19 protein-coding genes and 1 riboswitch are annotated in these 21,228 nt (G+C 57.9%); of the genes, 8 read left to right on the top strand and 11 right to left on the bottom strand.

Features of this window, described 5'->3' with window-relative positions:
- Positions 1-25 precede the first annotated feature (25 nt).
- Both JK199_RS07615 and JK199_RS07610 read right to left on the bottom strand, forming a co-directional pair.
- Complete coding sequence (locus JK199_RS07615) at positions 26-469, bottom strand: CHRD domain-containing protein (RefSeq protein WP_244985007.1); 444 nt, start codon at positions 467-469, stop codon at positions 26-28.
- 117 nt (positions 470-586) lie between these two features.
- Entirely contained in the window at positions 587-787 is a 201-nt protein-coding gene (locus JK199_RS07610; RefSeq protein WP_212374956.1) for a hypothetical protein, read from the bottom strand.
- 114 nt (positions 788-901) lie between these two features.
- A riboswitch (cobalamin riboswitch) is annotated at positions 902-1,111 on the top strand.
- Between the two features lie 50 nt (positions 1,112-1,161).
- Between JK199_RS07610 and JK199_RS07605 the strand changes: the two genes are divergently transcribed.
- Positions 1,162-3,465, top strand: a complete 2,304-nt coding sequence (locus JK199_RS07605; protein WP_342356301.1) for a TonB-dependent receptor — start codon at positions 1,162-1,164, stop codon at positions 3,463-3,465.
- A 4-nt stretch (positions 3,466-3,469) separates the two neighbouring features.
- On the opposite strand, the gene JK199_RS07600 is transcribed toward JK199_RS07605, so the two are convergent.
- Genes JK199_RS07600 through JK199_RS07590 form a run of 3 tightly spaced genes read right to left on the bottom strand, consistent with a single transcriptional unit; the run spans position 3,470 to position 5,829 of the window.
- The gene (locus JK199_RS07600; RefSeq protein WP_212374951.1) at positions 3,470-4,852 is read right to left on the bottom strand and encodes a S41 family peptidase; all 1,383 of its coding nucleotides are present in this window, start codon (positions 4,850-4,852) and stop codon (positions 3,470-3,472) included.
- Between the two features lie 42 nt (positions 4,853-4,894).
- Complete coding sequence (locus tag JK199_RS07595) at positions 4,895-5,557, bottom strand: SdpI family protein (RefSeq protein ID WP_212374949.1); 663 nt, start codon at positions 5,555-5,557, stop codon at positions 4,895-4,897.
- A complete protein-coding gene (locus JK199_RS07590; RefSeq protein ID WP_077931078.1) occupies positions 5,518-5,829 on the bottom strand; it encodes a metalloregulator ArsR/SmtB family transcription factor in 312 nt (103 codons plus the stop codon). Before JK199_RS07590 ends, JK199_RS07595 begins: the two co-directional genes overlap by 40 nt.
- 161 nt (positions 5,830-5,990) lie before the next feature.
- On the opposite strand from JK199_RS07590, the gene JK199_RS07585 reads away from it, so the two are divergent.
- Positions 5,991-7,289: a DEAD/DEAH box helicase gene (locus JK199_RS07585; protein ID WP_212357441.1), complete on the top strand. Its 1,299-nt coding sequence runs from the start codon at positions 5,991-5,993 to the stop codon at positions 7,287-7,289.
- A 131-nt stretch (positions 7,290-7,420) separates the two neighbouring features.
- On the opposite strand, the gene JK199_RS07580 is transcribed toward JK199_RS07585, so the two are convergent.
- On the bottom strand, positions 7,421-8,293 hold the full coding sequence (locus tag JK199_RS07580) for an META domain-containing protein (protein ID WP_212374947.1): 873 nt from the start codon (positions 8,291-8,293) through the stop codon (positions 7,421-7,423).
- 257 nt (positions 8,294-8,550) lie between these two features.
- Between JK199_RS07580 and JK199_RS07575 the strand changes: the two genes are divergently transcribed.
- Together JK199_RS07575 and JK199_RS07570 are read left to right on the top strand one after the other, a co-directional pair.
- On the top strand, positions 8,551-8,811 hold the full coding sequence (locus JK199_RS07575) for a hypothetical protein (protein ID WP_077931081.1): 261 nt from the start codon (positions 8,551-8,553) through the stop codon (positions 8,809-8,811).
- Between the two features lie 42 nt (positions 8,812-8,853).
- Positions 8,854-9,240, top strand: coding sequence for a hypothetical protein (locus JK199_RS07570; protein WP_212359706.1), 387 nt, complete (start codon positions 8,854-8,856; stop codon positions 9,238-9,240).
- 128 nt (positions 9,241-9,368) lie between these two features.
- Here JK199_RS07570 and JK199_RS07565 read toward each other — a convergent pair whose 3' ends face one another.
- From JK199_RS07565 to JK199_RS07555, 3 genes are all read right to left on the bottom strand, one after another.
- Positions 9,369-12,032, bottom strand: coding sequence for a TonB-dependent receptor plug domain-containing protein (locus tag JK199_RS07565; RefSeq protein WP_086655882.1), 2,664 nt, complete (start codon positions 12,030-12,032; stop codon positions 9,369-9,371).
- 187 nt (positions 12,033-12,219) lie between these two features.
- A complete protein-coding gene (locus tag JK199_RS07560) occupies positions 12,220-12,534 on the bottom strand; it encodes a hypothetical protein (protein WP_212374945.1) in 315 nt (104 codons plus the stop codon).
- Positions 12,535-12,615: 81 nt separating this feature from the next.
- Positions 12,616-13,551: a helix-turn-helix domain-containing protein gene (locus JK199_RS07555; protein WP_212374943.1), complete on the bottom strand. Its 936-nt coding sequence runs from the start codon at positions 13,549-13,551 to the stop codon at positions 12,616-12,618.
- A 352-nt stretch (positions 13,552-13,903) separates the two neighbouring features.
- On the opposite strand from JK199_RS07555, the gene JK199_RS07550 reads away from it, so the two are divergent.
- The gene (locus JK199_RS07550) at positions 13,904-15,610 is read left to right on the top strand and encodes a Hint domain-containing protein (protein WP_212374941.1); all 1,707 of its coding nucleotides are present in this window, start codon (positions 13,904-13,906) and stop codon (positions 15,608-15,610) included.
- A 102-nt stretch (positions 15,611-15,712) separates the two neighbouring features.
- On the opposite strand, the gene JK199_RS07545 is transcribed toward JK199_RS07550, so the two are convergent.
- Positions 15,713-17,638: a Hint domain-containing protein gene (locus tag JK199_RS07545; RefSeq protein ID WP_212374939.1), complete on the bottom strand. Its 1,926-nt coding sequence runs from the start codon at positions 17,636-17,638 to the stop codon at positions 15,713-15,715.
- A gap of 289 nt (positions 17,639-17,927) precedes the next feature.
- Complete coding sequence (locus JK199_RS07540; protein WP_025829378.1) at positions 17,928-18,638, bottom strand: LexA family transcriptional regulator; 711 nt, start codon at positions 18,636-18,638, stop codon at positions 17,928-17,930.
- 157 nt (positions 18,639-18,795) lie between these two features.
- Between JK199_RS07540 and JK199_RS07535 the strand changes: the two genes are divergently transcribed.
- The 3 genes from JK199_RS07535 to JK199_RS07525 are packed head-to-tail and all read left to right on the top strand — an operon-like array spanning position 18,796 to position 21,069.
- Complete coding sequence (locus JK199_RS07535) at positions 18,796-19,485, top strand: hypothetical protein (protein ID WP_212374937.1); 690 nt, start codon at positions 18,796-18,798, stop codon at positions 19,483-19,485.
- Entirely contained in the window at positions 19,482-20,438 is a 957-nt protein-coding gene (locus JK199_RS07530) for a winged helix-turn-helix domain-containing protein (protein ID WP_212374935.1), read from the top strand. The genes JK199_RS07535 and JK199_RS07530 overlap by 4 nt, the downstream gene beginning before the upstream one ends.
- A 4-nt stretch (positions 20,439-20,442) precedes the next feature.
- Positions 20,443-21,069, top strand: coding sequence for a hypothetical protein (locus tag JK199_RS07525; protein ID WP_212374933.1), 627 nt, complete (start codon positions 20,443-20,445; stop codon positions 21,067-21,069).
- The last annotated feature ends 159 nt before the right edge of the window (positions 21,070-21,228 follow it).

The raw sequence follows: 21,228 nt of genomic DNA, 5'->3' as shown, positions 1-21,228 counted from the left end.
GTCTCACCTCTTCGCACGGAATTCGTTACTCACTCTTCCCCAGCCACGCCCGCGCCTCTCCTCCCGGATAGGCTTTGGTATGCAGGTTCAGGTAAACACGCCCGTCCTGCAGGTCACGTTCTGTCTCGCTGCTCAGCATCACGCTGCCACTCAGCGGGCTTTTATAGGGGCCATGCACTGTCACCATTGCTGGCGCGTCCTTGCCGGGCAGGGCAGGGCCATGCAGATGGGCCATGGTCACCGGGCCGGTCAGGCCGTCCCATGTCACGGTGTAGCGCAGCACATGCGCTCCGGGGTAATACAGCGCCATCACTTTGCCCTGCATGTGGGCGGGCGCGCCATGCTCAGGGGCCAGAGTGCCGGAAAACAGCATACTGCGCTGGGCGTGTGCCGGAGCAGCCGCCATACCAGCGCCAAGCAGGCCGGCAGCCAGCACCAGACTTAAAACCGGTTTGCGGGGCAGGGTCATCACGGCAACGTCCTCATTCCGTTAGAAAACGCGCAGCACCCGAAAAAACGGGCACCGCCACAGCTTCAAAACGTCTCAGAGGAAAGACCGTTGCTTCCGCTCACAAAACGTGAGCGGTTATTCAAAATCCCGCATCACGCCTTCACGGTCAGGCAGGCGGTCCGGTGTGCGGCTAAAATGGACGCGGGGCTGCGTGCCGTCCGCTTTCATTTTCTGGCGCAATGTTGCCAGCCACCGCTCCGTAGCAGCCTCCCGCAACGTGAGGGCCGGGGCAGTTTCGGGTGCGGGGCTGGAAGACTGAGGCATCATCGTGCTCACAAGGCAGAAAGATTTCAGACGCCCTCTTCCTATACGCTTCGGCCCCTCGCACGGTGTGACGTTTTTTTGAAATCACCATCCCCCAACCCTTGACCGGCCCGGAACCCATCCCCTACCTCTGCGGCTGTCGAAGGTCTCGCGCAAGCGAGTGAAAAGGGAACGCTGAAGAATCCGGCCGGGCCATCAGTCCGGGGTTCAGGCAGCGGCTGCCCCCGCAACTGTAAACGGTGCGCTGATGCCTCACGCCACTGGCCCAAAAGGCTGGGAAGGCGCATCAGATCCCCCTCCGTGAGCCAGGAGACCTGCCTTCGTCGCTCAGTCATGATAGCCGGACGGGGTGCGCCGGATATCGGGGAACAGGTATGGTCCACGTCGTGTTTCCGCGTCCTGCCGGGCGCGGGCGCTCTCCGTTTGTCGTCGCGCTGCTCTGCGCCTCCGCTTTCACCACCCTCACGGCACAGGCGGCCCACCGCGCAAAACCCGGCGGAGGGACTGCCAGACGCACCGCGACAACCACAGGCCCGCACGCCCCCCAGACCGGCGTTCGTCCTGCTTCCGCTCAACGCCAGCGCGCGACGTCCGGCACCCCCTCTGCGGACCGCCGTCCCCCGGTCTCCGCCCAGAAGCTCCTCGGCCACAAAACGGCTGACGCCCACGGGGAAGAACATCTTCAGGTGATCGCCTCCCACACAGACCCGATTGGCCGCGCGCTCACCGCCAGTCAGGGCAGCATTACTGCCAAAGAACTCCGCCTGCGCCCGGTGTATCGCGTGGGCCAGTTGCTGGAATCCGTGCCCGGTCTGGTTGTCACGGCCCATTCGGGCGAGGGCAAAGCCAACCAGTATCTGCTGCGTGGCTTCAATCTTGATCACGGCACAGACCTCGCCAGTTTTGTGGATGATATGCCGGTGAATGAACCCACCCACGCGCACGGGCAGGGCTATACGGACGTCAATTTCCTCATGCCCGAACTTGCGCAGGGGATCGACTACACCAAAGGCCCGTTTTACGCGGATGTGGGGGATTTTGGCGTCGTCGGGTCCGACCATATCCGCCTGACGGATGATCTGCGCGGGCAGGCCACCGGCAGCCTCGGCACGCTGGGGGACCAGCATGCCTTTATTGGCGATACAGCCCATTTCAAAAATGGCGATAAGCTGCTTGGCGCTTTCTCGCTCGACCATCTCAATGGCCCGTGGGCGCATCCGGATAATTTCCGGGGCATCAAATCCGCTGCCCGCTACACCCACACAACAGAACACACCAAATTCAACCTGACTGGCCTGTATTACCGGGGCCTGTGGAACAACACGACAGATCAGCCACTGGAAGCCTATCAGAAAGGCCTGATCAGCCGTTACGGCTCTCTCGACCCAAGTGATGGCGGCTATTCAGAACGGTTCAGCGTCTCCGCCCATCACGTTCTGCATCAGGATAACTGGCAGCTTAAAACGTCCCTCTATGTTGTGCATAGCCGCCTGACATTATGGAATGATTTCAGTCATTACCTGAATGACCCCATCAACGGGGATCAGGAACAGCAGGATGAAACCCGCACCACCTTTGGTGGCACGTCCGCCTATCAGCGGCATGATACGGTGCTGCACCGTGCAACAGACACCACTTTTGGCGTACAGGGCCGCTGGGACAGTATTTATATTGACCGCCGCCACACCCACCAGCGGAAAGTCCTGCCGGACTGCCCGGACAGCAGCGTGCCCACAGGCCGGTATGTCTGTAATGCCGATACAGTATCTCAGGGCAATGTCGGCCTGTTTGGCCAGAATATTACGCACTGGCTGCCCTGGCTGCGCACTGTTGTCGGCCTGCGCGGGGATTATTACGGCGGTTCAGACCACAGTCTTGTTTCCGGCTATAACGGCAAGGTGCATCAGTGGCTTTTCCAGCCCAAGGGCAGCCTGATTTTTGGCCCGTGGTATAAAACGGAGTTTTATATCAGCGCAGGGCAGGGCTACCATTCTAACGATATCCGTGCCGTGCTGGGTACCGTCCCGACCGACGGCATTGCCAACGGGGCCATCGCCACGCCCTTCATGACACGCGCCACCAGTGAAGAACTGGGCGTGCGCACCAATATCATCCCAAAACTGAATTTACAGGCAGCCTTTTTCCGGATCGATTTTAGCTCGGAACTGACATATGATGCGGATGAAGGCGTGAATGACGCCGGCGCCCCCAGCCGCAGGCAGGGGTTTGAACTCTCCGGCCAGTATCACCCGCTATCCTGGCTGGAGCTGAATGCAGATATCGCCTCAACCCATGCCCGTTATTTTACCGGCAATCCCGGTGTGTATGGTCTGCCGGGGCTGTATGTGGCCAATGCCCCCAATTTTATCGGCTCGTTCGGCCTGCTGGCGGACCACCCCTGCGGCATCTTTGGTGGCGTGCAGTTCCGCTGGCTCGGCTCCTATCCGTTGATTGAAGATAACTCCATGCGCTCACACGGCTATAAGGAAGTGAATCTGGATGTCGGCTACCACATCACAAAATACCTTCAGGTGCAGGCCAGTCTCTATAACCTGACCAACACCCACGCCTCTGCCTCCCAGTATGCTTATGATTACCGCCTGACCCCCACATCCCCGGTTGAAACAGGCTCCACCTATCATCCTCTGGAACCTCGCTCCGCCCGCTTCTCCGTTACGGCGAATTTCTAAAAATCTATTGGAGTGTTTGAGGAAAGCTGTTCTGCATCCACTCCTCCGCCGCCCGTAACGCCGCATCCGGGTCAGCCTGCACGTCATCCGGCTGCACTGGCCCCTCATAGCATTGCCCTCTCCGGTCACATTCATGCTCGGTCGCCAGCGCCAGCATCCCACCGTCCGGCAGGGTGAAAGTTGTGTTGCCGGTAGTCTGGCCGTGTGTCGCGCGTCCAAAAAACCGTGTCTGAGGGCGGCCTTTCAGCGCAATGGCAACCGCCTCGCCCGCGCTGGCAGTCTGCGGGCCAATCAGAACCGCCACAGGCACGCGGGCTAAATCCGGCCCGGTTGCCTGCACCTGTCCGCTCCCCTGTATTTCAGCGCGCCAGGGTCTGGACCGCTGGCCTGTCCGGTCTTCAAACACGCCCAGATCCCCCGAGCCAAGCAGGGGTTTTAAAATCCCGAGCATCGCCCACATATTCCCGCCCTGGTCACCGCGCAAATCCACAATCCAGCCCCGCATGTCAGACGCTTGCGCAAAGATCGTGTGCCCTGCGGCGGAAAAGGCCGTCATGGCCTCAGGGTTGTGGGATGTAAAATCAGGAACCGAAATCATCTTGATGCCAGAGGAGAGTTTCGTAAAAACCGGCAGCGTCGCAGGTCGTTCTGATAATCCTCTGGCTCTGGTGGGGGGCAGTATAAAACTATGCCCGTCATGCAGGTCCGCCAGCAGGTGCCGCATCTCGGCGTAAAGATCGTCCTCACTGGCGTGTCTGGCCAGATCCAGCAGGGCCGGGGTGCGTGTGCTCCAGTCAATCGCAGCACTGTGCAAAGCACGCTCCCGCACAGTATCAAGAACAAAACGCATGGTCCTGACGGGCAGAGAGGACTCAGAAGCCTCCCTGTTTTCCGCAGGCGCGGGAGCCTCCATGCGTAAGCCACAGGCGGTCACGCTGCCTGTGCCCTGTAGCGTGACGCCATACACAATGCGCGTTGTTTGTGGGGGCACCCAGAGCGTAATTGTCTGAGTACGGGTCAGATCCTCCCCGCGCACCGGGTCTTTCTGTGTGTTTCTCAATGCACTCTGCTGCGTGCCGTTATACAGCCCAACCCAGAGCCCGGCTCCGGTCTGCACCGCCCGCACATGAAGTGTGGCCTGGAGCTGGAGGGTCGTGTTCCGCATCTTTTCCGCAGGCAGTTCGGTCCGTGTGGCGGCAAATTGTCGCGGGCTGGCGGTGGCGGACTGGAGCGTGATACCCGGCCCTCGGTCCGCGCAGCCCGGCCCGGCAGAAAGCGTAAACTGATGCTGCGGGTCAAAAAGCGTCTCACGGGCAGGCGCGGCAAAACCTCTGGCAGGCGCCAACAGCAGCACAGCCGCGCAGAGCAGAAAAACCTGTGTGTTCATAAGGTCTCTTTCCGGAGAAACGGTCAGTCCATCCCCGGTACCTTACCCGTATTTTTGCTCCTGCCGCCAGTAAATCCATGAAAGTCCATAGCAGAGCGCAACCAGCCCCAGCAGGCAGAGATTCATAATCGTCCTGTTCAGCGGTGCGCCCAGCACGCCAAAGCCGGTGGCCGTCAAAAAAACGCCGGTCAGAATAAAAAAGGGCGCACAGGCCCGGTGCGTGCGCTCCCACACCCGCACGCTGGCTTTCGTCCACGGGGTCCGTAGACCCAGAACGCTATTGGGGCGGATCTTCCCCAGACCATTCCCCACGACAATAAAGAAAACCCCGAGCATGACAGAACTGAGTGACCCCAGAGCAATTTTTATCCCCAGTGCAGCCTCCATACAGCCCACAGTCAGAGCGCACAGCAGGGCTGTCAGCGTTATCCACGCCTGATCATACACGCGCACGGAGGCCTGAAATCCGCTGTGGTTCCGCAGTCCATACGCCACGGCACGGAAGAACAGCCAGAGTGCCGCCAGCAGGCCCACCCAGACCGTCAGCGCGTGGGCTGGGGTTGCAAACCGGTCCGGCACCCACTGGCCGGAAAAATGGACAGGCACAAGCGCCCCGTCCGGCGCGCGCCACAGAAGAACCAGACCAATGGCGAGCGTGGCGGCGCTCAGCGCGAGGGTGATGCGGGGGCCGTATCTGTGCTGCATGGCGGGGCGTCCTTTCCAAGGCGCATGGTGGAGGCAAGGCGTAGCCAGGCCTCTTCCAGAACTGAAAGTTTCAGGTGATACACAAGCGTTGTGCCAATCCGCTCCCGGTGCACAAGGTCCGCCGCCAGCAGCACGCCCAGATGCCCGGAGAGGGTCGGCTTGGCGAGCGTAAAGCACGCGGCAATGTCGCCAGCACTCATGGCGCGGTCCCGCAGCATTTCCAGAATGGCCCGGCGGGTCGGGTCGGCAAGGGCTTTGAACACGTCATTCATGATTCGTTATTTAGCAAATTACCAAATTAGAAACCATATAATTTTTGCACAGCCCCGTCTTTTGGTTGACGCACCGCACCCCCGGCCCGTAAAAGGCCCCGTTCCAAAACCGCGATGCCCCACCCGGCGCAGCCTTACTGAGCGCCGGAGGCGCTGCCTGCATGTCCCCGTCTGTTACATTTGCTGATCTCCCTCTGGCGCAGCCCCTGCAGGATGCGCTGGCTGAGGCAGGTTACACCAACCCCACACCCATTCAGGCACAGTCCATTCCGTTGCTGCTGGAAGGGCGGGATCTGCTGGGCATGGCCCAGACGGGTACCGGCAAAACAGCCTCCTTCGTGCTGCCTCTGCTGCACCGTATGGCCCAAAACCCGCGTCCGGCCCCCAAAGGCGGCGCGCGCGTTCTGGTGCTGGCCCCCACGCGGGAGCTGGTCTCCCAGATTGCGGAAGGGTTTGAAAGTTTCGGCCGGCACCTGCCGTTTACTGTCACCACCATTTTTGGTGGCGTCAGCCCCATGCACCAGATCAACGCCCTGAAAAACGGCGTGGATGTGATTGTCGCCGCCCCCGGCCGCCTGCTGGATCTGGTCACGCAGGGCGAATGTGACCTCTCCCGGCTTGAAGCCCTCGTGCTGGATGAAGCCGACCAGATGCTGGACATGGGCTTCGCAAAACCCATCGAGCGTATTGTCGCGACCCTGCCCAAAGACCGGCACACCATCCTGCTCTCCGCCACAATGCCCAAATCCATTGCGGCGCTGGCGGAAAGCCTGCTGAACAACCCGGCCAATGTTGAAATTGCCCCGCCGTCCACCACGGTAGACCGGATTGAACAGTCCGTTATGTTCATGGATGCGGCGCATAAGAAGGAAGCCCTTCTGGACCTGCTGCGTACCCCCGGCATGGGGCAGGCCGTGGTGTTTACGCTGCAAAAGAACATCGCGAATGAAGTCTGCGCCTTCATCACCGAGGCCGGGATCACGGCGGAAGCCCTGCACGGCAATAAATCACAGGGCCAGCGGGAACGCGCTCTCGACGCTTTCCGTGCTGGCACGGCGCAGGTTCTGGTGGCGACAGACATCGCCGCGCGCGGCATTGATGTTGATACGGTCACGCATGTTTTCAATCATGACCTGCCGAGCCTGCCGGAAAGCTACGTCCATCGCATCGGCCGCACAGGCCGGGCAGGGCGCAGCGGCTACGCCATTACCCTGTGCGATGCCGAACAGCGCGCATGGCTGCATGATGTTGAGCGTGAAATTGGCCGCACCCTGACCATCCACACCGACCACCCCTGGCATTCGGAAGAAGCCCGTACCTCCACCAAGCGCGCGCCCGTCCTCGGTGGCGGTCCGGTCAAGCAGATCAAACCGCAAAAAGTGCGTGAACGTAAAATCTGGACCGAAGAAGAAAAAGCCGCCGCCCGCGCCGCCGCTCAGGCCGCCCGCACCGGGGCCTGAGTGTAAAACAGGCTGTTTCAAAAACCCTCAATGCGCACACAGCCGTGGTGCTTTTAACCGTGGTGCTTTCAACATTGAGGTTCAGAAACAGCCCGTAAAAACCCTGAGCCAGAAAAGGCTCAGGCGTTTTTTTAGAAAACCTGCCGCAGCCGCACAGTTTTCTTATCCGCTGTTTCCAGCACCAGCGTTGTGCCCTCCATCCGCCAGTGCGTAGCCGCACGGGTCAGGGTGGAGAACTGCCGGGCCAGTGTATCGCGGCGGCCGGGGCAGGCCATCAGCGTGCTCACGCCGCCCTGCGGGGCCGCTTTCACCCGGCCATCCTTGCCAAATTCCAGCCCGCCCACATAGCGGTTGCAACCGTCAGAGCCAGATACCTTCCCGCTGTCATTAATATCCAGCGTCGGGGCCATATCCGGCGCACCGGCTTTCAGGCCCGGCTGGTCGGTCGTGCGGTCAGTGTCAGAAGGCGCTTTGCTACCATCCACCAGCCGCTGTCCGTCCAGCGCGGTCACAACCCAGCGCGTGCCATTCAGGCTGTTCGGGGCCAGTGCCGCGCCGCCACAGCCGGTCAGTGTGCGGTTCTGTGTCACAATCCGTACCGTATCGGCATAATTCTGGCCACTCATACTGTCAGAACAGGCTTTGGAGGTGATCTCAACCCGCGCGGATTTCGTTTCATATGTGCGGTCCCGCCCTTCCGCGTGCGCATGCAACACTGGGGCCGCCGTGCGCGGGCCGTCCGGCGTTTCCAGCGTCAGCATCTTCTGCGCCAGCGTCATATTCCAGGACGGCTCATTGCCCGAGGCCTGATAAATGCCGTCCGGCTTGCCAGACACCGCAACAGGCTGCGTTGCATGCTCCCCCGCGCAGCCCGCCAGCATTCCGGCAAACCCCAAAGCGAGCACACCAGCCCGGAGCGGCTGCGGCCGTCTGGCGCGCCCTGCCTGCTCTGCCCGCGCCCGCTGAGTGCCTGTCTGTGCGCTGTCCGTCCCAAGTCTGTGCATCTGCGTCCTCATCGTCCTCTGGTCAGTCTGCACCGTCTCAACACAGGGCGGAACAGATCTGCTTTGTCCCCGGCATCTTACTGTCATTCCGGCCTACAGGGCCAGCCTGCCGCTAACGTGCGGCATCCGGCCGCGTTGCCTCCCGCTGTCCCGCACCGTGACGCCCCGGCCCGCCGGGTGTATGCTCCCTTTTCCAAGCGGCGCGACGCAGCGCCCGGAGAGAAAACCACCGGCAGCACACCACAGGGGACGGCATCATGCCTGAGAACAGCATCGCGCAGAAAATCGCCATTGGCGTGTTCAGCCTGCTGCTTGCCGCAGGCACTCTCGCGGCAGGGATTTACTGCGCCGGGGTAGCGACGGATATCCTGCTGCACAGCTCAAAATGGCAAAATCTCAGCCGTTACAGCAGTCTGCTGGTTGTGCCGCTCGGCCTCGTGCTCTATCTCCGGCGCCGCAAACGCGGCCAGAAACCGGAAGACGTGCAGGATGATCCGTATGGAGGTCTGCGGCGTTAAACCCGTATTTTCAAACCAGACAGGACACTCAGAAAGACCATTATGATTATTCAGGGCTATAATTTCTTCTGCGATATGCCCGATGACATGCGCTACCTGCGGAACAGCACCCCGGACGAAAATTTTATTGAAGAAAACATGATCTTCATTCTGCCGGACCGGCTCAAAAAGTTCCGTAAAAACCTCTGGCATGTCCGCAGGAACGCCGGAGCAACCCATATTTACCTGCCCCTGTTCCGCGTCAAGACCATTCTGGAACAGGACCCCATTCCACCGGGGTATGAAGGCCCGCTGGATGTTTTTCCGTTCTATACCCACACCTCCAAACGCCGCAGCCGGGCGCTGGATTATTATCTGCTGTTTGTCTTCCGGCATAAGGAGACATACGTGCAGTGCAAATCCCTGCTGAAACCGGAAAAATCAGTCTGACACTCAAGCGTACTCTATAAAAACCCCTGACAACATCCCAGACCAGATAAGCGCTCCTCAATAAAAAAGGGCGGGGGTCTCACACCCCGCCCCAATCCTGTGCCCGGTTTTACTGTCAGGCAGACGCCTCAGAAACTCGCATCCAGTCGGCCATAGTAGTAGCCCCCCGTAATCGGCACCTGCAGAGAGAACTGGTCATAAATCTGCGCACCACGAGAGTTGTTAATCTGCGGCACCCGGCGCGGCCGCACGTTCAGCAGGTTGTTCACACCCACGGCCAGATGCCAGCGCGGGCTGAAGCGATAGCCAATTTCAATATCCGTCAGCCAGCGCGGTGAGTTCTTGAACTGCGCAAAGCAGGAGTTAGAGTAAGCCAGTTTCCCGCCGCTTGCGCAGGGCAGCGTTTTGTCCGTCCAGTCATAATAGGTCAGCATGCTGGTTGTTTCACCATACCGGGTCTGGCGCACGTTAAAGTCCCAGTTCCGGTAGGTATACAGTGCGTTCAGAATAATCTTGCTGCGCGGATACGCCGTGGTGATGTAGCCAATATTCTGCGCGTTCAGCAGTTGCTGCCCTTTGCTGTCCGTGCCGTTGTGGTGCAGGCGGGTGCGGTTCAGGTCCAGCGCCATGCTCAGCGTCAGGTTGCCCGCTCTTTCAAAGCGGAAGGTATAGTCGGCTTTAATATCCAGACCCTGCGTGCGGGTGCTGGCCCCGTTGGTCATGTAATAAGCGGAGACATCCTGCACGTTCATGCTGTTCAGGGGCAGCGTATAGCCCATGGCTTCAATCGCGCTGACAGCCGCATCCCCCTTCACCGTGCCGCCACCCACAATGCGGTCCCGCAGGTTGATCTGATACACGTCCGCTTCCACATGGAAGCCCCGCACAGGCTCCAGCACAATCCCGCCACTCTCGCTCACGGAGCGTTCGGGCTTCAGCGGGCTGGCACCCAGAACCTGCGCTGCGGTGGAGCTGACAGGCAACAGGCCGGATGCCCCGGTCGGGCTCACGTTCATGGCGCTATAGTGCTGTTCCGCCAGCGTCGGCGCACGGAAGCCTGTGCTGATGGTGCCGCGTACGGAAATAAAGCGGTTGATATCGTAACGGGAGGAAACCTTACCGTTCACCGTGTTCCCCACATCCGTATAATGCTCGAACCGGCCTGCAAAATCCAGATCCCAGTGCTTCAGCGGGTGGAAGTCTCCATCCACATACGCCGCCCAGATATCACGGCTCCAGTTACCAGCACTGTTCGGGCCAAGACCCGCATAGCCCTGCGTGCCTCCCAGTTCATAGGAGGGGGGTGTGCCAGCCTTGATCTCATAGGTTTCCAGACGATGCTCACCGCCAAACGCCAGCGTCATGGGCACAACATGCGCAATGTTGAAGTTGCGGCGGAAGTCCAGATTATTGGTCCACTGGGCCATGCGGTAGGTCTCGGCCCGTGTGGTGTTGGGGGACCAGCCACATCCGTCTGTGGAATAATAGGATGACGTCGGATCGGTCGAGCAGGTGCTGGCCAGCATCCCTGTATTGGCCGTGTTCTTGTTGCCAATCTTGTTGCCGTCTGCGCCGTATGTCGTGCTCAGATCCCAGTCAAACCCGAAAAAATTGTCGCCTTTCAGGCCAAGTGTCGCGGCATAATCATTTTCTTCAGACGTTTCGAGCGGGGAAAACCCGGCCGGATACATGCTCGGCGCAATATTGGGCGTGCGATAGTTTTCATAGGCTTCCCCATGCCGGTGCATATAGGTGATCAGCCCGTAAAAATTGATACCGTCAGTAATTTTCTTGCCAAAATCAATCGCAAGGCTTTCCCGCGTTTCTTCAGGCGTGCTCATAATCTTGTTGGAATCGCTCGGCACATTCATAGCGCCCGGAACAACACCGTTATAATAGCCCGTGGTTGTCGCGTTGGTCGGCCAGCTTCCCAGCAGGCGGTGGTCATGCGCCCCCACCACCATATGGTCGGTGTGGTACATCTGGGCACTGATATGCATATAGCCGTCCTGACCCAGCTTCAGCCCGCCATCGGCGTTCAGCTGATACTGCCAGCCATCACCATTATAGGCATTGGCCCCGGTCTGCGCGGACATATGCAGCCCATGATCCTGCTTTTTGGTGATGATATTTACCACCCCGGCAATCGCGTCAGAGCCATACATGGCCGCCGCGCCATCTTCCAGTACTTCAATATGGTCAATGGCACTTGCCGGAATGGTGTTCAGGTCCGCGCCGGTAGAGCCAAACTGCGGCCCGGCATCAGCCGTAATGTTTGCCGTATTATGGCGGCGCTTGCCGTCCACCAGCACCAGCACTTCATTCGGGCCAAGCCCGCGCATCTGAATGGAGGAGGTCAGGGCGGCGGAATCCGCGCCCATGGCCTGCACGTTGATGGAGGCGTAGGTGCGTGTCAGCGCATCCGCCACGTTCATCATGCCAGAGCGTTTCAGTGTGGCAGCAGAAACAACGGTGACAGGAGATGTGCTTTGTCTGGCCTTACGGTTTGTGGAATGTGTGCCCGTCGTCACGTTAATGGTTTCGGCCTCTCCGGCATAAACCGGGCCGCTTTTGCGGACTGTTTTGCGGGCAACGGGGGCGGCAGAAACTGTTGCAGCCGGTCTGACGCCTGCTGGTGTGCCCGTTGTGTGCGCCGTACCGGAATGTGCCGTCACATGGTGGCGCGCCGGGGTGGTTTTCCCTGAGGCAGACGTTGCAGCCTCAGCCGTCAGGCAGGGTGCGACGGTGCAGACTGTAGTGACAAGAAGGGAAAAACGACGTTTGACTCTCATAGGGGCTATCCGTGCTTCCACATCACGGTGATCCGTCAATTCGGAACCGTTCCCCCTCAGAGTGCCTTAAAACCGTTTCATATCCATTACAAAAATGCGCCTGTCGCAAAAGGGCTGCGCATTTGTTGCAGGAAAGCAACAGAATCAGACCAGCCTCAGCCCTGTCTCAAAAACAGAGGCATTGTTCTTAAAGAACCTGGAGCTGCTCCCGCCCGCGTTCTGTTATGGTCTGCACATCATCCTGCTCCACCTCCTGCGCCAGCGCCTCCAGCGTGGCGCAACAGTCCAGCACGGCAAGCGGCGCTGCGCGAAAATAGAGCGTTTCAAGTAATGGCGTAATCTGCCCCACAGTGCTGCGCAGGCACGCCGCCACCTGCACCAGCGTCGCGCAATCCATCCTCACCTGTTCCCGCACATAGCCCTTGCTCCCCGGCAGAGACCTCCAGCCCGCTGCGGCAGAACAAAGATCGGCGGGGTAAGTCACAGGGGCAGGGAGAGACATCGGGACAACTCATTTCTATTAGCGTGGCACGTCTCAGTGTAAGCCTGACCAGTAGAGAATGCAGTCAGAACCTATGGTCCATCAGCCCGGGAGTGTTTTCCTGAAACTGGAAAAAAACGCTCGTGCTTCACGGTAAAGATAGTCGATCACCATTTTGTTTTCGGCATTGTCCCGCGTGTTCTGATTGTAAAAAATATCAATATAATAATAGTCTATTTTTTCTTTTATCGGAATCTGTAAGACCTGATCTGAAAAAGAGGTGCGATGGAAGCAGTAATGGCATGTCATGAAAAGACATTTATTTTGGACGCCAAATTTTATGGAATCAACAGACTGCCCCACACTGAGGAGAATATTTCTAAAATTCGTATCATGGGAGATCCCGATGTCATCAAGATACTGCATGACATAAGAGGAGCAGTTAATGATTTTCTTATCATATAAATGCTCAATATTATAAAGATACCCTTTTTTGATCTCCGGGTTCTCGATACTTGATCCAATCAGTAAGGAATCAGAGTAGATGTTTTTGCGAATGGTGTCTTCCGGCACCAGAGTGTTGCGGCCATTTCCTATAAAAACACAGTTATCTTTCAGGCAGTCACTCGTCAGATAAGGCATGATTTCATAATCAATGGTTATGTTAGGAAATTTCACAATGCAGTTATTCAGAACGTTTTCCATAAAAAGTCTGCCGGGAATATTCTGGTAGTATATTTTGATAGTCTTTTTAAAAATCTTCTTTTTTAGAATATATTCTTCAGCCAGAATTTCTTTAAAGGCCTGTGTGATAGAATCGCGATAATGCTCTCCCTCGCGGGTCAGAACCAGTTTTTTGCCGTTACGCTGCACCAGTTGTGTATCAAGCTTATGCTCAAGATATTTGATAGCGCGGGAAATTTTTGAAGGATGCGTGTCCAGAATGGCCGCAGCTTTGGAAAGCGTTCCACAATAACAGAAGCATAGAAAAATTTCGCGGTCCGTCAGGTCAGAACTGCGTGGCAATACGGAAAGCATTTTATCGGTGCCTTTCGGTATTATTCTGGCGATGAGCATCTTTCTGCGGAAGAACAGGCGGAAAAAAAGCGTGTTGAGGGGCTGCCATAGTCATTCGTTTTTTCAAAAAAGACTGGGTTTGATGGAGGGATGTAATGAGGTGCGCTCCCACAGGTTCACGTAGGCATTTCTAGTGCCTTTACGGAATAATTATTCTTTAATGATCGTTTTTATTCAAAAAAATCAAGACAACGTTAGCACTAGTGCAAAATAATTTAGCATTTTTAAGACTTATTTAAGGCAATGATTACTGATAAAAAACACGAAGTTTTTAATTAACTAACATAATATCCGGATCGTACAGGCCCCTTAAATGACCAGTTCAGCACTGACCGCCTCCAGCCTGACATGGCAGACTGTTATTGAAAACGGTGATAACTCCCATGATACTGTCACTCTGGATTCTTCAGGGAATGCCCTTACTGTGTCCGGAACTGTGCAAGGGGACTGGGGAAATGCAGATAATGCTATTAATGCTCTTGTAATAACTGGTACCCACCCTGTCACTCTCTCAGGTACAGGCACGTTATTAGTACACGGTACAGTTACGGCGAATAATCATACAATTATCGATGGCATGACAACAAATGTTCAGTCGAGTGTCAGCGGTGGAACAATCATAATTCAGGGCGGCGGCACTTTGATTGCACAAAGTGTCAGTTCAAACATCGTGTTCGGTCAAACAACGTCCGGCACATCCAATACGCTTCAGCTAAACACCAGCAGCGCCAGCCTGACCAGCGTTGCCAATTTATCTCCTGGCGATGTGATAGATTTTGTAGGCAATACTTGGGATCTGCCCGTCATCTGGCAAAAAAAGAGTGACGGAACCTATACTCTGCTCGGGAAAACAGGGGATACCCTGATAGCGTCGGTCACTTTTGCAAAAAAATCTGATGGAACCTCATACATACCTGCGGATTTTCAAGCAGCCAATACAACAGTGCTCTATAGCGGAAATCCCTCGCAGGCGCTTACTCTGGTCTGCTTTCTGCCCGGTAGCATGATCGAAACGTCCGCAGGAGATATCGCCGTTGAAATGCTCAGACGGGGTGATCACCTCATTGCGTATGTAGATGGTTCTCCCATAACGCGTTCCATTGTCTGGACCGGGTATCAGCATGTCACTGTTCAGCGTGGCCTGCCTGATGATGAAGCCGGTTACCCGGTCCGTATCCTTAAAGATGCCATCTCTGATGGCGTGCCATACAAGGATATGCTGATCACCCCTGATCACCGTCTGTTTTTCGGGGCTGCCTTCATTCCCGTGCGTATGCTGGTTAACGGACGCTCTATTTTTTATGACCGCACAATTTCTTCTTATACGTATTACCATGTTGAAACCGCCGAACACTCAATCATCCGGGCCGATGGTGTGCTGACAGAAAGCTATCTGGACACAGGAAACCGGAACAGCTTTGTTCAGGATAGTAAGGTGGTCACAATCCATGCCGGGGTAACCTGTCAGGAGAAAGAGGTTCCTTTATCACGCACGGTTGATCGTCAGACGGCGGAAGTCTGTTTTAACCTGCTTCGGGTGCGTGCGGAAACCGCTGGCGTTCCCTATAAGGTCAATGATGTTCCTTTGACAGACGATGTTGATCTGCGTCTTGTCACATCGAAAGGGCAGGTTATCCGCTCGCTCCGTGTGCTTCAGGATACGCATGTCTTCATGATCCCGCCGGGCGTAGACAGCGTAAAAATCCTCACGCGCACAAGCCGTCCGTGTGATGTGGAAGGTCCATTTGTAGATGATCGCCGCCATCTGGGTATTCTCGTTGGCAGCATTACTTTTCAGGGTATGAAAACAACTGTCCCAATTACCGATCATCTTTCGGCTGACACAACAGAAGGATGGAGTGTTCAGGAACAGCTTCCCTGCCGCTGGACAACGGGAAACGCGTACCTGCCTCTTCCGCTGAGCACGCACTGCGGTATTCTGTCTATTCAGGTGCTGGCTAGCAGACAATATGAGGATGTTGCAAAAACATCCTGTGGCCTGTCGATCCGTTCTGCCTGAAAATTTCAGATAAAAACTTCGGATAAAAACGTCAGATTATAATAAAAACCGGAAGGCATTTTATCACGCCTTCCGGTTTAACGGGGTAGGTTATCCTGCGTTTCAGCCGTTCACGCAGACTCTTCGTGTTCCATCCTCTCGCACATAAGGCCCTGCGGAGAGAATCGTCAGGGTCAGCACAGTCAGTGCGTGCGGCTGCGTGGCAGGTAACGGCAGAAGAGCAGAGCCATTTGTCCAGCGTGCGCCGTTTTCGTCCGGTGCATGCCAGCCGGGCAGGGTGCTGTTCTGGATTTGCGGCACAAGAGTGCGGGCAGAAAGATTGCCTTCACGCATCATAATATCCCCTACCAGAACACCCAGCATGCGCCGGTCATCCACAAACGGACCCTGCACGTCACACGGGCGGCTGGCGCGGGAGACAATACGCACCTGTGTCATCCCGCCCGGCAGCATGAAGGATATTTTTCCCTCCTGATCACGGATTTTCCGAATCATCTTGCCGCACACTGTTTCCAGATGCAGGTCTGCATCGTGTATTTTTTCCGGTAAGGCCTGTGTGCCGGAAGCCTGTGGCATCCCAGATTGCGCGGCCCTTGCGGCCAGTGTGCGGAACATCGGCTCCACAACCTCCCGCGTCACAGCCAGCGGGGCTGCACCATGCTGGCTCCAGTTCCGGCGGCCTGCCCCCAGCGTGGCCACACGGCCTGCTTGTGCAAAGCTCCCCCGGTTGCCGGTGTCCAGATAACTTTCTGTTTTTAGTCCGTTGGCCATAATCACAGCATGGCGCGCTGTTTCCACATGGTAGCAGGTATAGTGCGTCAGACTGCGATCGTAAAAAATGCTGCTGCCATTGACCAGCATCCGCACAGGCACAAACTGCCCGTCCAGATACAGGCAATGTTCCGGCGTGATCAGCAGATCTTCGGACGGCACGCCATCACTGACTGCTCCGGCACGGATGCGCACCGGATACCCGGCTTCGTCATCCGGCAGTCCGGGCCGCACAGTCACGGTCTGATATCCGGCCCAGACCACGGGCTGATATTCCTCAGCTCCATGCGTGACCGTCAGCAGACTGTCCCCCACCTGCACGCTCTCAACGGGCACATCGCCGGTCTGTGTGCGGATCAGGGAGCCGGTGAGGAAGCAGGTAACCGTCACAGTGCCGGTGCTGCTGTTATAGCTCAGTCCGGCATCCTGATAATATGTGCTGCCCGTATAAAGACTATCTCCATGTGTGCCATCAATGGTGCCGGTTGCGGTTGCTGCCGGGTTGAGATCAGCCGGGGAGTAATAAACCGTGTTCCCGCTGGCATCTTTCACAACATTTCCCTGCGTGTCCTTTTTGGCTGCGAAAGAGACGCTGGTGAGAATGGCTTTCTGCGTCCAGTTGTTGTTATCAAACGGAACCAGAGCATAAGTATTGCTGGTGCCCTGCTGGATCCAGCGCACGTGCGGATAGCTTGAGCCCTTCACCACAATGCTGTCTGCGGGGGTAAAGTTTTCTATGCGGCCGACGGAGAGTGCTGAATGGCTCAGTACCAGCGTATTGTGGGTGTTGTCAGGCGCCTCCCCAAACAGCACTGTGCCCGCCACGTTGCCATTGAGGGTGACAGTCGCACCTCCGGCAATCCCCAGCGTTCCATCCACAGTGGCGGAACTGGGGGTGACGAGACTGGCATTTGTCCCGCTGATGGTCAGGGAGGCAGAAGCCGCAACAGTGAGGCCATTGGCGCTGACGGCGCCGTCTTCCAGCGTGACTGCGGCCCCATCTCCTACAGTCAGGCTGCTTACGCCGTTATAGGTCTGCCCGCCCAGAGTAACCGTGGCATCAGACGGAAAGGCGACCGGCGCCCAGGTGCTGCTGGTGCCCGGCGGTAACGCAACCTTCTGGTTGTTGACCCAGTTCAGCGGATAGGCCGTCGGGTTTCCTGAATTATCGTAGTAAGTCCAGTTATTGGCATCGCTCCAGTTCGTGCCATCTCCGGCACCGGTCCAGACGTAAGTAGACGTATAAGCTGTCGTCAATGAGAAGGTCCTGTTGTGTTAGGTTTTTTCTAGAATTAATTCTTCCGTAATCCATATCAATCACTGTCAGTTATTTAAAATTAGTATTTCTTAATGCTTATGGCTGAAATGTGGTGTAATGATCTATATATTTAAATATATAGACAAATATAGTCTCTATGTATCAGATATAACTGATTAAATTTATTTCTATTTTGCGCTCAATAAAAAGACCGAGTGTTATATCATATCTCGATTTGTCGATATTTTTTCTTGATATGTGTCTTTTGTGGTGGGTTTCCCCGCCCCATTACAACCGCCGCGCAAACCACACAACACGCCCAATAATCTGCACCTGCTCAGCCGGGACCTCATAAGGGGAAAAACGCGGGTTTTCGGACTTGATGCGCACCATCGGCTCCGTCGCCTCATGCGCCCGCTCGGCCCATTTGCACACCACGCCATCCCCATCAAACAGCACAAAAATGCCCGGTTCGATAATGGATGTCTTGCGCGTATCCACCAGCACCATATCCCCGTTCTGGAGCATCGGCTCCATGGACTGGCCTTCTACCTCAATCACCCGCAGGTCGGACGGGGAGGCCCGCAGTGCGCCGCGCACAAACTCTTCTTCAAAAAACTTTGGGCGCCCCAGCAGCCGGTCTTCCACATAACCGCAGCCCCCCATGCCCGCCCGGAGCGAGATATAGGGCACCGCCACATAGCCCGGCGGGTTCAGTTCCACAGTAATTTCCGGCTGGTCCGGGGTTGCAATGTAGGTGGACCGCGCTTCCCGCGCCACAGTCTGCCCCCCGGCGGGAAAGAGCAGATCCCGCGCCGTGCAGCCCAGAATCGAGGCCACGCGCTCCAGTTTTTCGCCCCCCGGATTGCGGGATTTTCCTTTCAGAATATCGCGCACATAGGTGTCCCCCACCCCGGCATTCCGGGAGAGGGCTTTTTGCGTCAGCCCCAGCAGGGCCATGCGGCGTTCCAGTTCTCTGGCAACAGATGAGCGATCCATAAGGGAAATATCCCACGCCATCCCCCAAAGATCAAATGGGATATATCACCATAATATCCCCTTGACGGTGTGTGACTGGTCACCCTACCGTCCCCCTTAAGCCTCACCGTCCGCGTTGGGGTCATTTTTTTACCGCCTATTCAAAGGAAGAGTGCCTATGCCGGCCTCACAGTCTCCCGCCCTTTCCATTTCAACGCCAGTTTCTAGCAATTTTTCCGCTGTTTCTTGTCATTCTGTCCAGTGCGGACCCCACGCACGGCCTGCCACACACGCCCGTTCCTCACGCCATCAGGCCGCCGCCGCCCACATCGCCTCAGCCTCTTCCATCCTCCCTTATCCCCTCTCCATCCCTCAGCGTAACACAGCATCGTCCCTACCGCGGTCTGTACGGCAAAAATGTGATAAATCCCCCTCCACGCGTGACTCTATAACCGTTCCCTGCCCAGACGCAGCCTCCCATGACGCGCCCCCCCATAAAGCGCCCTCCCATCAGCCTTCCCCCGTCCGGCAGACCGCTGATGCCGCAGGGGCCAAACCACACCCGGACACAGCCCTCCACACCGCCGCCCGCCCCAAAACAGACGCAGCCCTGCTGGAGCAGATGGTCACCCTGCGTCGCGCCGGGAAATCCCTGCGGCACATCGGGCGGCAGACAGGCCGCTGCATGGAGGGCGTGCGGCAGGCGCTCCTGCGGTACGAGCAGGCCCGCGCGGAAACCCCGGCACAGTACGCGCAGGAGGAGGACTGGCACGAACCCCTGCGTGACCCGGACCCTCTGCCCGCCGGTCATCCCATCGCCACACAGGCCATCTGGCGCGGTCTGGAACACTGGAGGGACGTGGTATGAGCAAGCGGCGCTGGTCCAAATTCTGGTGGCAGGATTACGAGCGAGACCCCGCTTTGCGGCTCTGCTCACTCGCCGCACAAGGCCTGTGGATGCGCCTGCTGTGCCTGATGCACGAGGCCGAGCCGTACGGTTATCTCTGCGTCAATCATCGCCCGCTGCACACCCGCCAGCTTGCACAGATGCTGGGTGTTTCAGCCTCCCAGATCCAGCGCCTGATGGCCGAACTGCGCGAGGCCGGGGTCTATAGCCTCACACCGGACGGGCTTGTTTTCTGCCGCCGGCTGCTGCGGGACAAAGCGGCGTCAGACCTCGGTGCCCAGTGGGGCCGCACAGGCGGTAACCCGAGCCTGAAACCGGCTGCCAGATCAGCCTCCGGTGCCTCTCCAGCGGCTGGCACTGGGGGCACCCCGCCCCACCCAGAGGCGCAGCCAGAGTCTCCGCCAGAGCCTCAGCCGGGGGCAGGGGAGGGCTTAACCACAGCCCCGCACGGACCCCTTAAACACCAAGAAGCAGAGGCAGAGTCAGAAGCAGAGTCCTCCCTCACTGCGTTCGGGCCGGACGGGGATGCACGCACGCATTTATTCAAAACAGGCCTGTTGTTTTTAAAACGGGTCACCGGCAGACCAGAACGCTCCTGCCGGGCCCTGCTGGGCAAATGGCTGAAAATGCTCGCTGATGATGCCGCCACCGTGCTGGCCGTGCTGGCGGAGTGTGAGGCGTTCAACCCGGCGGAACCCGTCTCATGGCTTGAGGCCACCATCCGCCACCGCCTCGCTGCCGAGGCCGCCACCGAGGCCACAGCCCCAACCGCAATCGCACCGGCAGCCGCACCGGCAACGGTTACCGCCGCCGCCGGGCAGAACAGCCTGACACCGGATACCCCACTCCCGGCCTCGCCCCACGCCAAACGCATGGCCGCATGGGCCACCGTGCCTGATCTGGAAGGAGTCTGATTCCATGCCCGCCGTCACGCTAGCCATGCCGCATACGCCCCCATCTCCCACGCCGCCCGCACACGCCGTCCCGGTCACGCCCTACACCGCGCCACCCCCTGCCGTGCGGGCCATTCTGGCCGCTCATGCTGACGGTATTCCCCTCACGCGGCAGGACGTTCCGCCAGATCTGGTCGCGGCCCTGCACCACCACGCGCAAACCCTGCACACAGCCCTTCAGCCCGTCACGGAGCTGCACGTTGCAGCATGGCTCAAAAAGCTTGGGCGTCTGGTTACCAATCCGCCGGGGGCCGGGCAGGCGGCCAGCCAGTGCCGTGCCATTTTTGAAGTCTGCGGAGATATCCCCACCGGCGCATGGGGGCCGGAGGCCCGCCTTGCATGGACGCGCCAGCCGCCGAGGGATGGCTACCCCGTTGGGGCCCGCTGGCCCAGCCCGAATGAACTGCGGACCATCCTGCTCCCCTTCGCCAACACCCTGCGGCGGGACGCAGCCGCCAGCCGGACTCTGCTGGCCAGCCTCCCGCCCTCTCTGCGGATGCAGGCGGCCCCATCCTCCCACGCGGTCAAACCCGCAGACGCCCAACCTGTGCCAGATCGTCACACTCTGTCAGCCGCATCCCCACTCCCATAAACAGCGCGCCCCCATAGCGCACCCCAGTGCGTCACATCCTACCCCGTCCACCCACACCAGACCCCGCCACACTCCACCCCGCCTGCCCACCCCAGACCTCGCCCCATCCCACCACCCACTCCCAAAGGACACCCCATGGCAAAACCCAGCCCCAAAAAC

This window comes from Acetobacter persici (assembly GCF_018256955.1).
GTDB lineage: Bacteria > Pseudomonadota > Alphaproteobacteria > Acetobacterales > Acetobacteraceae > Acetobacter > Acetobacter persici.
Note: the sequence above shows the minus strand (reverse complement) of the source record. Positions and strands in the feature narration are given on the sequence as shown.